The organism is Rhodococcus sp. MH15 (assembly GCF_019266045.1).
In the GTDB taxonomy this organism is placed as follows: Bacteria; Actinomycetota; Actinomycetes; order Mycobacteriales; family Mycobacteriaceae; genus Rhodococcus_F; species Rhodococcus_F qingshengii.
The window spans coordinates 20,624-35,403 of record NZ_LPNP01000082.1; the positions used below are offsets into that span (position 1 = coordinate 20,624).

Annotated in this window: 10 protein-coding genes; 3 read left to right on the forward strand and 7 right to left on the reverse strand. The window is 60.7% G+C overall.

Annotated features, from left to right (window positions below; all coding sequences use genetic code 11):
* Positions 1-85: 85 nt before the first annotated feature.
* Complete coding sequence (locus ATN37_RS30165) at positions 86-346, reverse strand: GlsB/YeaQ/YmgE family stress response membrane protein (protein WP_003942027.1); 261 nt, start codon at positions 344-346, stop codon at positions 86-88.
* A 188-nt stretch (positions 347-534) separates the two neighbouring features.
* On the opposite strand from ATN37_RS30165, the gene dctA reads away from it, so the two are divergent.
* Together dctA and ATN37_RS30175 are read left to right on the forward strand one after the other, a co-directional pair.
* Positions 535-1,932 (forward strand): C4-dicarboxylate transporter DctA, encoded by a 1,398-nt coding sequence (gene dctA, locus ATN37_RS30170; protein WP_021343541.1) that lies wholly within the window; start codon positions 535-537, stop codon positions 1,930-1,932.
* A gap of 550 nt (positions 1,933-2,482) precedes the next feature.
* Entirely contained in the window at positions 2,483-3,337 is an 855-nt protein-coding gene (locus ATN37_RS30175; RefSeq protein ID WP_256933577.1) for a glycosyltransferase family 2 protein, read from the forward strand.
* Positions 3,338-3,382: 45 nt separating this feature from the next.
* Here the strand turns inward: ATN37_RS30175 and ATN37_RS30180 are convergent, their stop codons facing one another.
* The 3 genes from ATN37_RS30180 to ATN37_RS30190 all read right to left on the reverse strand — a co-directional run bounded on the left by ATN37_RS30180 (position 3,383) and on the right by ATN37_RS30190 (position 8,613).
* A complete protein-coding gene (locus ATN37_RS30180; RefSeq protein WP_218696039.1) occupies positions 3,383-4,747 on the reverse strand; it encodes a PQQ-binding-like beta-propeller repeat protein in 1,365 nt (454 codons plus the stop codon).
* Positions 4,744-6,183, reverse strand: a complete 1,440-nt coding sequence (locus ATN37_RS30185; protein WP_165639659.1) for a hypothetical protein — start codon at positions 6,181-6,183, stop codon at positions 4,744-4,746. The genes ATN37_RS30180 and ATN37_RS30185 overlap by 4 nt, the downstream gene beginning before the upstream one ends.
* 183 nt (positions 6,184-6,366) lie before the next feature.
* Positions 6,367-8,613 carry an MMPL family transporter gene (locus ATN37_RS30190; protein WP_165639698.1) on the reverse strand — a complete coding sequence of 749 codons (2,247 nt, stop codon included), beginning with the start codon at positions 8,611-8,613 and terminating at the stop codon, positions 6,367-6,369.
* Between the two features lie 224 nt (positions 8,614-8,837).
* Between ATN37_RS30190 and ATN37_RS30195 the strand changes: the two genes are divergently transcribed.
* A complete protein-coding gene (locus ATN37_RS30195; RefSeq protein WP_165639660.1) occupies positions 8,838-10,286 on the forward strand; it encodes a hypothetical protein in 1,449 nt (482 codons plus the stop codon).
* 55 nt (positions 10,287-10,341) lie between these two features.
* Here the strand turns inward: ATN37_RS30195 and ATN37_RS30200 are convergent, their stop codons facing one another.
* The 3 genes from ATN37_RS30200 to ATN37_RS30210 form a co-directional block, all read right to left on the reverse strand.
* Positions 10,342-11,454, reverse strand: a complete 1,113-nt coding sequence (locus tag ATN37_RS30200) for an NDMA-dependent alcohol dehydrogenase (protein WP_003942086.1) — start codon at positions 11,452-11,454, stop codon at positions 10,342-10,344.
* Positions 11,455-11,501: 47 nt separating this feature from the next.
* Positions 11,502-13,001, reverse strand: a complete 1,500-nt coding sequence (locus ATN37_RS30205) for an aldehyde dehydrogenase family protein (RefSeq protein WP_019744236.1) — start codon at positions 12,999-13,001, stop codon at positions 11,502-11,504.
* 108 nt (positions 13,002-13,109) lie between these two features.
* Complete coding sequence (locus tag ATN37_RS30210) at positions 13,110-14,777, reverse strand: sigma-54-dependent Fis family transcriptional regulator (protein ID WP_192712128.1); 1,668 nt, start codon at positions 14,775-14,777, stop codon at positions 13,110-13,112.
* Positions 14,778-14,780 lie beyond the last annotated feature (3 nt).

The window sequence follows — 14,780 nt, forward strand, 5'->3', positions numbered from 1 at the left end:
CTGGGGTCGGACAACTAGGGCAAACAAAAAGAAGTGCGCCCTCCCGAACTTCGGGAGGGCGCACTTCTCGAATTGGGTCGGCTTGCTATTTCTTGCCCGTGACGGCGCTGTAGCCGATCGAGAGCACGGCCGCCGCGGCGATGCTGATGATCCAGCGGATCCAGTCGATTCCACCCGTGTCGCCCTTGTCCGAGATCGCTCCCCAGACCCAGTACCCGATAAGCGCTCCGGCGATACCCAGCACGACGGTCACGATCATGCCGTACTGCTGCTTACCTGGCAGTACGAGACGAGCCAGGATTCCGATGACTGCGCCGAAAATGATGGTTCCGATAATTTGCCCCATGACAGCCCCTCTCACACGTCGTGCATGCACGCGGACGGAAGATCACCGCTCAGGGAAACAATAACCACAGTCACACACAACTGTCGCTTGTTGACCGAATTGTTGTCCGAGATGCAACCTCGACGCGTTACATCCACGACATTCGCGAGTTATTTTTTCGCAATCAAGCGGACCTACCGTTCCCATCCATGCCAACTTCCGTAAAACTGCCGAACAGCGAGCTCGCGCGACTCGCCAACAAGCCGCCCTGGTACCGATCACTGTTCGTGCAATTGATCGCCGCTATCGTCATCGGTGTTCTCATCGGCTGGTTGTGGCCGGAATTCGGCGCGAACCTCAAGCCCCTCGCCGACGGGTTCATCAAGCTGATCAAAATGCTGATCGCGCCGATCATCTTCTGCACCGTTGTGATCGGGATCGCCCACGTCGGGGATCTGAAGGCCGTGGGGCGTATCGGCGTCAAAGCACTCATCTACTTCGAAGTCGTGACCACCTTCGCCCTGTTGTTCGGGCTGCTCATCGGAAATCTGATGAAGCCGGGTGCGGGATTCAACATCGATCCGGAGACGCTGGCGAACGGTGCGGACGCCGTGGCCGCCAAGACCGGAAGTGGCGAACTTCCCCACACCGTCGAATTCCTGCTCAATATCATTCCGGTGTCGATAGTTTCGGCCTTCGCCGAGAACGCACTCCTCCAAGTCCTCTTCTTCGCCGTACTGTTCGGGCTCGCATTGGCCAAGGCGGGCGAGAGTGGACCACCGATCGTGTTCGAACTCGTCGATCGTCTGAGCCATCTGTTCTTCACGATTATCGGCTGGATCATGAGACTGGCGCCGTTGGGCGCTTTGGGCGCGATGGCGTACATCGTCGGTCAGTACGGGATCGCTTCGCTCGGAAGTTACGGAAAGCTGATCGCCGCATGCTATCTCGCCGCCGTCCTGTTCATCCTCATCCTGGCCGCGATAGTCAGGTACTTCGCGGGCGTGAACCTGTGGAAGTTCGTCAAGTACATCAAGGACGAACTCTTCCTCGCTTTGGGAACGGCGTCGACCGAAGTAGTTCTGCCCCGAATCATGGTCAAGCTCACCAACGCCGGATGCTCGCGCACTACAACAGGATTGGTGGTGCCTACCGGCTACTCGTTCAATCTCGACGGCGCGACGCTGTACCTGTCGATCTGCATGCTGTTTCTGGCGCAGGCACTCGGCGTGGACCTGACACTCGGTGAACAGATCACTGCCGTCCTGGTTCTGATGCTCACCTCGAAGGGAATGGCCGGCGTGCCGGGATCGTCATTCCTGGCGCTGTCGGCCACCGTGGCCGCAATCGGTCACGGCGCAATTCCAGTTGCCGCAGTCGCTCTCCTACTGGGCGCCGATCGAATCATGGATTCGATGCGGGTGTCGGTGAACCTGCTCGGGAACTGTGTCGCAACCTTCGTGGTCGCCAATTGGGAGGGGCAGCTCGACAAGGAGCGCATGCGCCGAGTGCTCGACGGAGAAGACGTTCCACCGCTCGAGGAAGTCGATCCGATCACGGGGAAAACCGTTCCGGCACCCGAAACCGAAGGCATCCTGACCCGATAGGTAGGTGCCGGCTGCTGTTTGCACATCGGAAATCGGTGCTGAAAAGTCGCGGGGGCAGACTTCACTGGAAAATCCAGACCGACAGCTACAAAAGCAAATATTTGCAGATGGCGGCAACCTTGCCGTCAAGGGTCCGTTGAATCTACAAATATGGCACTTGCGCTGCACCGACTCCACTTCACTGAAAAGCAACTTGCGACATCTAGATATTGCCCGACGGTTGCCGCAGTGGCGATTCACAATTCAGCGAACGGGCAGCATTATATTTGCCGGAATTAGAAGGACTAAAGTCCGGTGTTCGACCGACGAATAGACTCGAGTGGGTAAAAATCAATCAGTTCCGAAAGCCTTATTCTGCATGCATTTATGCCGTGCCAGCTGCACTTATGCTGATAGTTTCCCGCAATAAGCTGTTGCGGGATTGATCATATGGCCCTCGGTTCAAATTGTCCGAATGGTCACCTATTGCTATCGTAACCTTTGCGAAGGACTGGACCCAATTGCCCAGCAAAGGAATACAGTGACCGCATCCATGCAGGATATTGAACACTTGTCCACTAATCGACTTTCGGTGGTTGTTCCGGTATTCAACGAAGAGAACGCGGTTTCCGGCTGCATCGAGCGTCTAGTGACCGAGTCGGAAATCGATGAGATTCTGATTGTCGACAACAACTCGACGGACGGTACTGCATCGATCATCCAGGAGTTCGCCGAGAAGTACGACAAAGTCAGATATGTCTTCGAGGCCCGCCAAGGCGTCGTACACGCCCGGAACGCGGGCTTCGACGCCTCGACCGGCAACATCATCGGTCGTATCGACGCGGACACACGGGTACAACCGGGATGGGCAGATGCGGTCAAGGGTTTCTTCCAACGCAGCACCGCTCATTCAGCAGTTGCCGGACTCACCTACCTCTTCGAATCGCCGTTTGCTCGAATCCACCGCTACGCACTGGACAGGCAGGTGAAGCAGGGGAAGTTCGATTGCGAACGTCAAGTACTCGCTGTCGCCGGAGCGAACATGGCGATCAGAAAAAGCGCATGGTTGTCGGTCCGCGAGCAAGTCAGTGACCGGCCGGACATCCACGAAGATATCGACCTTTCACTGTGCCTTCGGGAGGAAGGGATGACGATCGGTCAGATCGCCGACATGCGAGCAGAAACGTCCGGTCGACGCGGTGAAACCCCTCCGTTGGAGTACCTGAAGTACAACCAAGCATCCGAATCGGTTCTGCACCTTCACAACATCATGAATTGGCGCCTCAAACTGACCATCTGGGGCGACTCGATGCTCCATGCGCTCGTGTGGCCCGTCTACCGCATCTACAACTTCGAGCAGGAGCGCCTGGAGTTCAGGCGCTTGTTCGGCATGTCGAAAGGTCGAATCATGCCAGTTCACCAGTAACCCATCGAATTTCGCTAATCGCCGAAGGTTCGCAGCCACCGAATTTCACGACAGTTTCAACGCCGTGATGCGGTCTTCACTGGAACGCAACAGCACCTTCTCCCCCGCCCACAGCTCGCGCGGCATCACCCAAGGCGTGAACTCGTCGTCCCCGTCCTGGACGACTTGGACCTCCCAACTCCGTTGGCCGGTCCTGACATCTGTTCCGTAGACGTTGCCCTCGTCGATAACGACATCCCCGTGCCAGGCGATCTCTCCGGCGCGCTCGGCGTTCGAGCGCCACAGGACCTCCCCGGTGAGCAGGTCCACGAACTGGACCTCGGGCTCGGAACCGGAGCGGGTCACGGCGATCACGTTGCCGATCACCGCCAACGACTGTGCGGTGTCGAAGACTTCACTGTTGGACCACAATTTCTCGCCCGAAGTCCGGTCGAAACCGCTGTGTCCCAGAATGATCGGAGTCGATCCTCCCGCCGGATCATCTCGGCTGTATCGTCCGCCGTAGTACGAGGACTCCGAAGGCAGTTCGTCCGTCCTGGCGAACTCGCGCCCGTACTGATCGAGCGCGTACTCACTTGTCGGACGGCCATTGCCTTCGCAACCGCCATCCGACACCAATGTCACCCCGTCGGACGATGTGTGCGCGGTCGAACAGGTGGAGTAACCGTGTACCCACCGCTGTTCGCCGGTCTTCACGTCGAATCCCAAGGACTCGTCGAGAGCGATCACGCCCAGGTCGCCGTGAACCGACATCACCGGATCGACGTATCCGGCTTCCCACGATCCACCGACGTCGAACGCTTTGGACCAGTTCGCTTCCGGATCGTCGACGGTTCCGCTGTGCACGCGAACGTCGTTGCTCTCGATATCACCTTCGAGCGCGAGTACGGTGTCGCCCGAGACAACCGCGACGATCGGCGACCACGGTGTCTTGATGTCTCGCCGCTCTCCCGTCTCGATGTCGAACAGCGAGTACGAACCACCGGATACGTACGGCCCGGAGAAACACAGCACCGAACTGCCGAGCAGAGTCTCGGAGCAACCACCGACGTCGACCGCCGACGTGCGCCAACGAACTGTGCCATCTTCGGCGTCCAATCCGACCAATTCTGCGTCGTCCAACGAATACGCCTGACGATCCGGCATACCGATCATCGTGACCACGAGTGATCCGGCGTCGATGAATCCGCCCATGTCCATGTTGAATTCGGTTCCAACAAGTGGGCTCCGGAAGATCGCGAACTCGCGCCCGAGAATCTCGGAGGCCTCGACGCTCCATAGCGGCGACGAGATCGCTGTCGGTTCGGAACTCGTCGACGTGACCACCGTGGCGATGGCGGCAGTGACGGTGACTACGGCTGCGGCGGCCGCGATCCGAAGTCGCGATTTCGGGGAGAATCTGGTGGTCATCGAATCTCCAAGCCTTCGGTCGTCGCGAGAAACTCCAACTGCGCGAACGTCATCGGATCGTTCGGGATCGCAGCCGACGACGAAACCGAGACTTGGGTCCCATTCGGGCGGGTGACGACCACCGACCTGCTCGTTTCCTGCGTCGATTCTGCTTTCGAGCCGTCATTTGTCATGGGCACGGTCGCGTAGTTCCGTTCGTCTCGCTCGATCACGGATCCATCCGGTCGCGTCACGACCTCCAAGGGGTGCCCGTCGTAGGAAGGGTCGTATTTGTTGGGCTCCGTAGGGAGTGGTTGTCCGCCGGTAATTGTCATGTTGAGCGTCGACTCGCTGTCTCCCGTCCGGGTGAGAAGTCTCTGACATGCAGTGGACTTGTCATTCTCCGCCACCGTCAGAGTGCCCGGTCCGGTATCAAGAATCGGAAAACCCGGAGATACAGCGCGCCATCTGATCTCGAGTACCGCGTTGAGACGTTCGATCGTCGCGCGATCGAGTTCAGCCACGTCGCTAGAGTCTCGAGGGATCCCGTGGCACCCGGGCGAAAGGGGTGCCGTACCCGGGGGAACTGGAGTAGTGATTCGCAGCTGTGGCATTTCGACAAGGGTTACAAGGTCGTCGAGAGTCAGTGGCACCACGCCGGAACTCTCGGCGTTCCGACCTCCGTCGTTGTTAGTGTCGTTGACATACGCCTGAATACGGGTCCCGTCGACTCCGTACAACATCGCCGACCGACCAAGGGTGCGTACACCATTGGTTTCGCTCCACGTATCCTGCAGATCCACTACCGACTGGTCAGCCAGCACCCGACGTTCGACGAGCGACCCCGCAACACACGATGGGATCGGATCAGAACTCGAGTGCAGCATCAGGCTGAGCGCGCCGATCTTCCCGTCCCGAATCAGCGTCCCGGACGCAGTGGTGGACGCCAACTCCTCGAGCGAGAAACCCTCGGGCAGCCCATCTGTGTTCGAAGGTGCAGAGATCGGCCCGAACTGCAGCGAATTACCCGGGCTGGCGAACTTCAGCTCGACATCTTTCGGGAGCGCCTGCTTGACCGCTTCCGACATCGCGGCGGCCTTGGCACTCGAGAACCACGGAAAGCGTGGATCGTCGTACGTATCAGATCCGTCGAGAATATAGGAGAAGAACGAATCCTCCTCCGGCGCTTCGACGCTTTCACAACCCGGAATCGTTGTCGGGTACACCGCGCTCGGCGTGACGTACGAGAATTCAGGCACGTCCTCCGCCGGAATCTCGTCCGGTGTAGACGTCATGGTGATCGAAGATGACGCAGCTACAGAGATGTCATCGGACGGCGAGCTGCTCCACCGATCTACCAGCCCGGCAACCACTGTCCCACCGGCGATCAGGGAGACGACCGTCAGCGCGAAGGTCCACTTCTCGGCCCGCTTCGAATCGGTTTGCTCCTTCGACACGTACCCTCGCAGTCACTGTCACGGCTCGCTCCCGATGCGCGTCGCCTCTGGAAGTCCTGTCGCGATCACAGCGATTTTTGTTACCAACCGGATGGTTTCCTATCGCACGAGCGCCGTATGAACACAGAAGGACGGGGTGCCAGTTGCTGTGCAACCGGCACCCCGTCCTGACGACCTGAGTGCTTACACCCTCACAGGCACCTGATTCGGGTCTGGATCGGAATTCGGATCCTGCTCGATCGGAATCCGTCGAATCGCTTCACCCTCGATGTCGACGTTCGGCAGGATCTTGTCGAGCCACGCCGGCAACTTCCACGCCGAATCACCGAGAATCGACATGACCGCAGGGATCACGATCATGCGGATGATGAAGGCGTCGAAGAAGACTGCAGCCGCGAGGCCGAAGCCCATCATCTTGCTTGTCGTCTCCGAGGACAGCATGAATGCGCCGAACACGGAGATCATGATGATGGCCGCCGACGCGACCACGCGAGCACCATGGGTGTAGCCGGATATGATGGCGTCCTTGGCCGACAATCCGTGCACGTATTCCTCGCGCATTCGCGTCACGAGGAACACTTGATAGTCCATCGCCAACCCGAAGACCACACCGATCATGAAGATCGGCAGGAACGAGATGATGGGTTGTGTGTGCTCGATCAGCCCGAAGTCGCCCTCCTGGAAGATGGCCACCGTGGCGCCGAAGGTCGCACAGACGGAAAACAGGAATCCGAGAGTTGCGGTCAGCGGCACCAGGATCGAGCGGAAGACGACCATCATGATGATGAACGCCAGCCCCACAACCACGATGAGATACGGGATGAGCGCGGAACTGAGCTTCGACGACATGTCGGCAACGATCGCGGTTTGCCCCGCTACACCGAGTTCTGCGCCTTCCGATTTCACCGTCGATCCGTAATTCCGGATCTGATTCATCAGCTCGTGGGTTTCGGGGCCGCTCGGTGACATCTGCGGGGTGACCGCGATCAGCGCAGAGTTGGCGCCCGCCATCGGGTTTGCCGCGTCGGGTCCGTTTCCGACCCACATCAACTGATCCGGAGTTGCGACGTTGTCGAGGCCCTTGATGTGCGCGACAGTGCCTTCGGCAATCGCGGTGATGTCGGTGCCGTCAGGCGCGTCGAGCACGACGAACAATTCGCCATTGACGCCTTCACCGAACCCACGTTGCAGCAGGGCAAGTGCCGGCCGCTCTTCGTCCTGAGTGAACGAGAGTCCGAGTTCGAGCTTCGTCATCGGAATAGCCGCGATCACCAGAAGCACCAGCGCAGCACCCGCGATCGGCCACGGGTACTTGGTGACTATCTTGGCCCAGCGATGTCCGTTGGATTCCATCGTCTCGGGCTCGTCACCGTGGCGCAGCCCGGGGATACGAGGCGAGAACGCGAATCGGCCGAAGATACCCAGAACCGCTGGGATCAATGTGATTGCGCCGAGCACAGCGATGATGACGGCAACCGCTGCCGAGATTCCCATCTGCGTGATCATCGGAACCCCGACCACCGCCAGGGCCGCCAGCGCAACCACCACTGTCAGGCCTGCGAATACGACAGACGAACCGGCAGTACCTACTGCGCGTCCGGCGGCGGCTTCTCTGGTTCCGCCCAGGTTGAGCTCACTGCGGTAGCGCGACACGATGAACAACGCGTAGTCGATCGAGACTGCGATGCCGATCATCGTGACGATTCCCGTGACGCCTTCGTTGATGTCGAAGAAGCCCGAGCCGAGGGTGACAGTCAGAGTGGCCAGCGCAATTCCCAGAATTGCAGTGAACAACGGGATGAACGCCGCGATGAGTGCACCGAACGCCACGATCATCACGATGAACGCCACCGCGAAGCCGAGCATCTCCGACAGACCGCCCGCGGCCTGCACCTGCATCATCGAGCCGGTTCCTTCGACTTGCAAGCCGCCGGTGCGGAACTTTGCCATCAAGTCGAGGAACGCGGTCTTGTTGGCCTGCGTCTGATCCTCGATGCGAATCGACTGATTGAGCTGGATCAGCCCGACCTTGCCGTTGTCGCCGAGAACGGCCGACGCCACCGCTGGATTGGCCTCCGCGAGGGTGACCGGATTGACGATCTTCTCGGGATCGACGATGTCCGGCAACGTCTTCGCCTGCGCGATCAACTGATCGATCTGATCGCTGTGCGCGGCAAGCCCGTCGTCTGCCGCGATGAGAATACTGGTCGACGCCTGAGTTTGCTGCTCCGCTGCAGTTGCAAAGTTTTCGTTCATCAACTCGGTCGCACGCTGTGAATCGGTGCCCGGAAGGTTGAATTCTTTGGAGAACGTCGGATTTGTGGCGCTGATAGCGCCCCCCACCACCGCAATCACGATAATCCACGCGGCCACCACAAGATACTTGTGGCGGAAAGCGAACTTCCCCAACCTGTAAAGATACGTAGCCAACGTAGGCCTCTCTCGCCGTGGACTGGTCTGTCCGAAGAACACGGAGTCTTTCGGTGCCAAGGTCATACGGTACGGACCGACCGGCTCGTTGGCACCTGGTATATCTGCGAAAACGGCATATCCGGCGCGCTCTCCGTCTCCTTTTCAGACCGCTCGGTACCGTGGACACGACACGGGCAGGCGCCTCACCAGAGCAGACGTCGCGTAGTACGAAAGGCAATCCCATGAATCACGGCCAGGCCGTCGATCGCGATCTCCTCCTTGCAGGCCAACAGCGACTCGACGCGCGAGGGCCACGATTGACGGGATCACCTTCACACCACGCGGTGGTGGAGGAAGTCGCGAACGAACTGACCGAACTGGGTCTCGAAGTCCGGCGTGATTCACACACTTTCGAACGCTGGGATCTACCGGCAACGTCTGACGGACTTCGCATCGAATTGCCGACGGGACCGATCAGAGTTTCGTCCGCATTCCCCTACTCCGGATTGACCGGGCCACAGGGAATCTCCGCTCCCCTGGTCTACGTCAGCGCGCGACGCCCCAAGTGGTCGGCGGCCAAGGGCGCGATCGCAGTGATCGAGGTCCCGCACATCGATCTCCCCCGCAAGCTACTGGTCAGCGAGTGGGGCCCGATCGCCACCGACGAGACACTTCGAAATCCGGTTCTCTCCGCAACACTTCTGGGCCCGAAGCTCGACAAGGCCCGCAAGGCCGGTGTCCTCGGCGTGATCGCGGTGTGGCGTGACATCGCTCCGGACAACGCACTGGGACAATATCTTCCGTTCACGCAGCCATATCCCGACATCCCCGCCGTCTGGGTGGCCGGCGACGAGGGCGCGAAGGTTGTCGCTGCAGCTCGCTCCGGTCAGCTGGCGACTCTGGTACTGGATGCGACTCTGCATCCGGACACCCGGACCGACACGGTGTGGGCGGTGTCCCCCGGAACCTCACCCGAAGAGACGATTCTGCTCATCACTCACAGCGACGGAACCAACGGTGTCGAGGAGAACGGCCATCTGGGAATGTTGGCGTTGGCGCGGCACGCCGTGGCGCAGCCGCATCGACGGTCGTACGTTTTTGTCCTGACGACTGGCCACCTTCGTATTCCAGCGGTGTCCAAGCACGGACAGGCAACGTCCACCTGGCTCGAAGCACACCCCGAGATGTGGAAGGGCGAAGACGGTCAGGCGCGCGCAGTAGCGGGGATCGCAATCGAACACCTCGGCGCACTGGGTGATACCGAGAACACCTCGATCGGCAGCTATTCGTTGGAGACCACTCCGGAACCGGAACTGCTCTACGCGACGAGTCGGGAAGTACACGACATCGTTGCACCGCTGTGGCGCGACATCGGGGCGGGCGATCGCCGAATCGTGGCGCCGGGACCGGTCATTCATTTCGGTGAGGGTGAACCATTGTTCGAGCGGAAGATCCCGGCGGTCGCCTTGGTGACGGCGCCGCAGTACCTGCTCGCTCTGCGCGAAGCCGACGCCGTCACGCACGTCGACCTGGACGCGATGATCAAGCAGATCGAAAGCTTTCGGGATCTGCTCGACGCCTTCGACGCAACCGACACCGCGGCTTTCGGTCCGGTGGTCTCGCGCTCGGTGTTCGCGAAGTTCTCGGCGCTACTTCAGTTGATGCAGATTTTGTCGAAAGCCAAGAAATAGTGCTGTGCGCCTTTATTAACCGCGGGCGGTTAATAAAGGCGCACAGCACTTGGGGTTACTTGTCGTGAATGATCACGCCCCGGATGTTCTTGCCGTCACGTAGATCCTGGTAGCCCTTGTTGACGTCTTCGAGGCTGTAGGTGTTGGTGATCAGTTCGTCGAGCTTGAGCTGACCGGCATCGTAGAGACGCAGCAGTCGCACGATGTCGTACTGCGGATTCATGGACCCGAACAGCGTGCCCTTGATCGTCTTCTGATTCAGCGTCAGGTCGGTACCCGACACGTGAACGGTCAGCTTGGCGGGGTCGGCGAGTCCCGTGATCACCACGGTGCCACCCTTGCCGATCACTGCCGTCGCTGCACTGACCACGTCCTCGTCGACGGTGCCGACAAGGATGAGCGCAGCGTCGGCACCCTGTCCCCACGTCAGCTCGTTGACCTTGGCAGCGGCGCTCTCGGCGTCTGCAAAGGCATGCGTGGCACCGAACTTCAGTGCGGTCTCACGCTTGAGAGCTACCGGATCGACCACAACGACGTACTTGCAGCCGGCCGAAACCGCACCCTGAACGGCATTGATGCCGAGGCCACCGATGCCGTAGATCACCGCGGTGTCACCGGCGCGGAGGTTGCCTGCGTTGACGGCAGTTCCCCAACCCGACGGCACGCCGCAGCCGACGACCACTGCCGTCTCCAATGGAAGCCAGTCGTCGATCTTGACTACCGAGTGCTGAGAAATGGTGGCGCGCTCGGAGAACGTTCCCAACATGCACATTCCGCCGAAATCCATTCCGTTGCCGTGGAAACGGAAGGAACCGTCGGGCATCGAGCCTTCGAGGATGGTGGCCCCCATGTCGCAGAGGTTCTGGCGACCGGTCGAGCAGTAGCGACAGGTGCCGCAGTTGGGGATGAAGCTACACACGACATGGTCGCCCGGCTTGACCTTCGTGACGCCTGGGCCGACCTCTTCGATGATGCCCGAGCCTTCGTGTCCGCCGACGATCGGGTAACGCGGCGGGAGATCACCGTCGGTCAGGTGCAGATCCGAATGGCACAGTCCGGCAGCGGTGTACTTGATCAGTACCTCACCCACACCCGGGCCGTCGAGGTCGAGTTCCATGATCTCGAAAGGCTTTCCGGGCTCGAGCAGTACAGCAGCTTTGGTCTTCACTGGTGATCTCCTTGATTGTCGGACGAGAGAATGAGCGATGGGGTCGGTCAGAGAGCGATGTTGACGGCCTTGGTCTGGGTGTAGAGATCGATAGCCGAAGCGCCGAGCTCGCGGCCCCAGCCGGACTGCTTGTATCCACCGAAGGGCATTGCAGTGTCGAAGCCGTTGTACTGGTTGATCCACACCGAACCGGCCTTCAAGCGCTTCGCCGTGCGGTGAGCCTTGGAAATGTCCCGGGTCCAGATGCCGGCGGCCAAGCCGTAGATGGAATCGTTTGCGGCAGTGATCGGTCCGTCGTCCGCGTTGAACGGCAGCGCCGCCACGACGGGTCCGAAGATCTCCTCCTGAACGATGGAGAATTCGGGCTTGACGTCAACGAAGACGGTCGGCTCGACGAAGTAGCCCTGATCGCCCCAGCGGTTGCCGCCCGTCAGTGCACGTGCGCCGTCGGCGATTCCCTCACGCAGGTAGCCGGTCACCTTGTCGAACTGCTCCTGCGAGACCAGCGGTCCGAGCTGGGTGGTTGGATCGAGGCCGGGTCCGATCTTGACCTGGCTCGCTGCGTGCGCGACGGCCTCGGTGAACTTCTCGAAGATGGTGTCCTCGACGTACAGCCGAGTACCCGCAACGCAGCACTGTCCGTGGTTGAACAGCCACGCGTTGAGCGAACCCTCCACCGCGGAATCGAAATCGGCGTCGGCGAACACGATATTGGGGCTCTTGCCACCGAGCTCGAGCGTAACCTTCTTCAGATTGCCCTTGGCGGCGTCGACGATCTTCTTACCCACCTCGGTGGAACCGGTGAACGCGACCTTGTCCACGTCGTCGTGGCCGGACAGTGCAGCACCTGCATCGCCGAAGCCGGGAACGATGTTGACGACACCGGGCGGGAAGCCGGCTTCTTCGAAGACCTCCGCGAGAAGCAGTGCGGTGAGCGGGGTCTGCTCGGCAGGCTTGAGGATCACCGTGTTTCCGGCTGCGAGAGCGGGGGCGAGCTTCCACGACGACATCAGCAGCGGGAAGTTCCACGGCACGATCAGTCCGCAGACGCCGATCGCCTCACGCAGGGTGTAGGCGTGGAACTCGCCGCCCGGAGAGAAGGGCATCGACACGTTGACGGTGCTGCCTTCGATCTTGGTGGCCCAACCCGCGTAGTAGCGGAAAACGTCTGCGGCCCAAGCTACGTCGACGGCGGTGGCGATGGCAACGGACTTGCCGTTGTCGAGAGCTTCGAGCTGACCGAATTCCTCGGCACGAGCACTGAGAATGTCGCCGACGCGCCAGATCATCCGCTCGCGCTCGTTTGCCTTCATACGTGACCAGGGGCCGTCCTCGAAAGCCGTTCGAGCGGCACGTACCGCGCGGTCGATGTCTTCGGCCTGACCGTGTGCCACGTCTGCGAGCTTCTGTCCGTCAGCCGGGTTGTACGTCGCGAAGGTCTGACCCGAAGCGGCGTCGACGAATTCGCCGCCGATGTAGAGCTTCTTCGGTCCGTTCAGGAAACCCTGTACCGCGGAACTGATGGTGTGTTCGGCTACTGCCGTCATCGGAAACTCCCCTGAAGTAGTGAGGTGCGAATGTGATGCACGCCATACTTCCGCGCTTCCAGGGGTGCTAACTGTCCGAACTTTGTACAACTGAAGTCGGACAGCAAACTACACAGTGATGTCGAGCGCCCGCATCCGTGTGTAGAGAGTGCTTCGGCTGATTCCGAGTTGCGCCGACGCGTGAACCTTGTTGCCGCCGCAGTCTTTCAACGCTCCGATGATCGCCTGGCGCTCGGCTTTCTCCCGCCCTGCCAACCGAGACACCTTGGTCGTGGTGCGATAGTCCTCGGGCAGATCAGCGACGTCGATGCGATTGCTCGAGCGTTCATCCGAGGCGCGATTCAACACGACGCGCAATTCGGCCAGGTTGCCCGGCCAGTTGGCCGCCGCGAGTGCTTCGGCGGCACTGGCGGTCAACCTCAGTTCTGGCGAGATCCCCTCCAACATGGCTTGTGCCAACTCGGCGATCTCAGCCTGTCGCTCGCGCAGTGGGGTGATGACAACCCTGGAGGCGCATCGTGAGAGCAGCGCGGCGATGGTCGGCGGAAGATCAACTGCTGCTCCGCTGGTCAGTACGATTTTCGGCCCCTCGGCGCTGGCGTCGATCAGGTCTGCGACCAGCGGCAACACCGAGTCAGGAAGGAGTTGTACCTGTTCGATCACGACCACGCCCGAACGCTTACGGGCCGCTCGCACGAGATCGGTGACCCACTGCTCACGGCCGTCGAACGCGATTCGCGTGGCATCGAGCCAACTCGCATCGACACTGCCGACTACGTCCGATGCTGCCGAGGTTCGGCCGGATCCCGCTTCACCCGAGATCGCCACGGCGGCAGAGGTTGCCCGCGCCCGCATCAGGTCGCGCCGCAGTCGTTCGCCCGGAGACGGTGCCCGCTCGTGCGTTCTGCGGATCGGTGCCCGTTCCCGTTGGAGTGGTTCGACCAGGAAGAGCGCACCACCGTCAGCCCCGGAAATCCGGTCGGCTTGAACTCGCGCCAGCGCGCCGGACGCCAATTCGACTGTCACCAATCGTGATTGGTCCGGATTCAGGTCGGCAATCAAGGAACGGAGCGATACATGGTCTGCGGTGTCGAGCAGATCCAAAGCGGTTCGGTTGCTCAGCAGGATGTCGTCGCCGATGGCCGCGACGGCAATGTGGCGCTGATGTGAAACTCGCTGGAATGCGTCGACCAGCCGCTGCTCCGATGCTTTCGAGCCTTCGAGCAGCCGTTTCTCGATGTCCGCTGCAGCACGCGCAAGGAAGGGCGCGAACAGTGGGTTGGCCTGCGAGACAACGCCGGTCATGTCGAGAATGCCTTCGACACGACGTGTGACGGGATGCAGGATCGGCTGTCCGTAGCAGCTCAAACCCTTGAGGCTGTCGAGGAAATGCTCGTCACCGTGGATCACCACGCTTCGTCCGACCTCGAGGGGCGTACCGAGCGCGTTGGTGCCGGCGTGCTCTTCACCGAAGCGTGAACCGTTGACGACACCCAACCGCTCGATCGTTCGCTCGACGCGACTGTCGGAGTACACCGAAGCGACCACGCGGCATTCGCGATCAGCAAGCAGCACGCAGAAACCGGTGCCCGCGATCTGTTGCGAAACTTCGTCGAGCACGGGTGCGGCGGCCCGGAGCAGACGAGACTCACCGTCCTGCTCCTCGGTGTCCACGGCGATGGCCGACGACGGGTCGAGGCCACTGAGTCGAGAACGCTTCCAGGAGAGCGCGATCTCAGGGCGTACCGGCTCACGCTCCCCTGGGTTCGCGGACATACT

Coding starts and splice junctions, on each gene's coding strand:
- ATN37_RS30210 (WP_192712128.1), bottom strand. CDS start 14,777: ATGTCCGCGAACCCAGGGGAGCGTGAGCCGGTACGCCCTGAGATCGCG.
- dctA (WP_021343541.1), top strand. CDS start 535: ATGCCAACTTCCGTAAAACTGCCGAACAGCGAGCTCGCGCGACTCGCC.
- ATN37_RS30180 (WP_218696039.1), bottom strand. CDS start 4,747: ATGACCACCAGATTCTCCCCGAAATCGCGACTTCGGATCGCGGCCGCC.
- ATN37_RS30205 (WP_019744236.1), bottom strand. CDS start 13,001: ATGACGGCAGTAGCCGAACACACCATCAGTTCCGCGGTACAGGGTTTC.
- ATN37_RS30165 (WP_003942027.1), bottom strand. CDS start 346: ATGGGGCAAATTATCGGAACCATCATTTTCGGCGCAGTCATCGGAATC.
- ATN37_RS30195 (WP_165639660.1), top strand. CDS start 8,838: ATGAATCACGGCCAGGCCGTCGATCGCGATCTCCTCCTTGCAGGCCAA.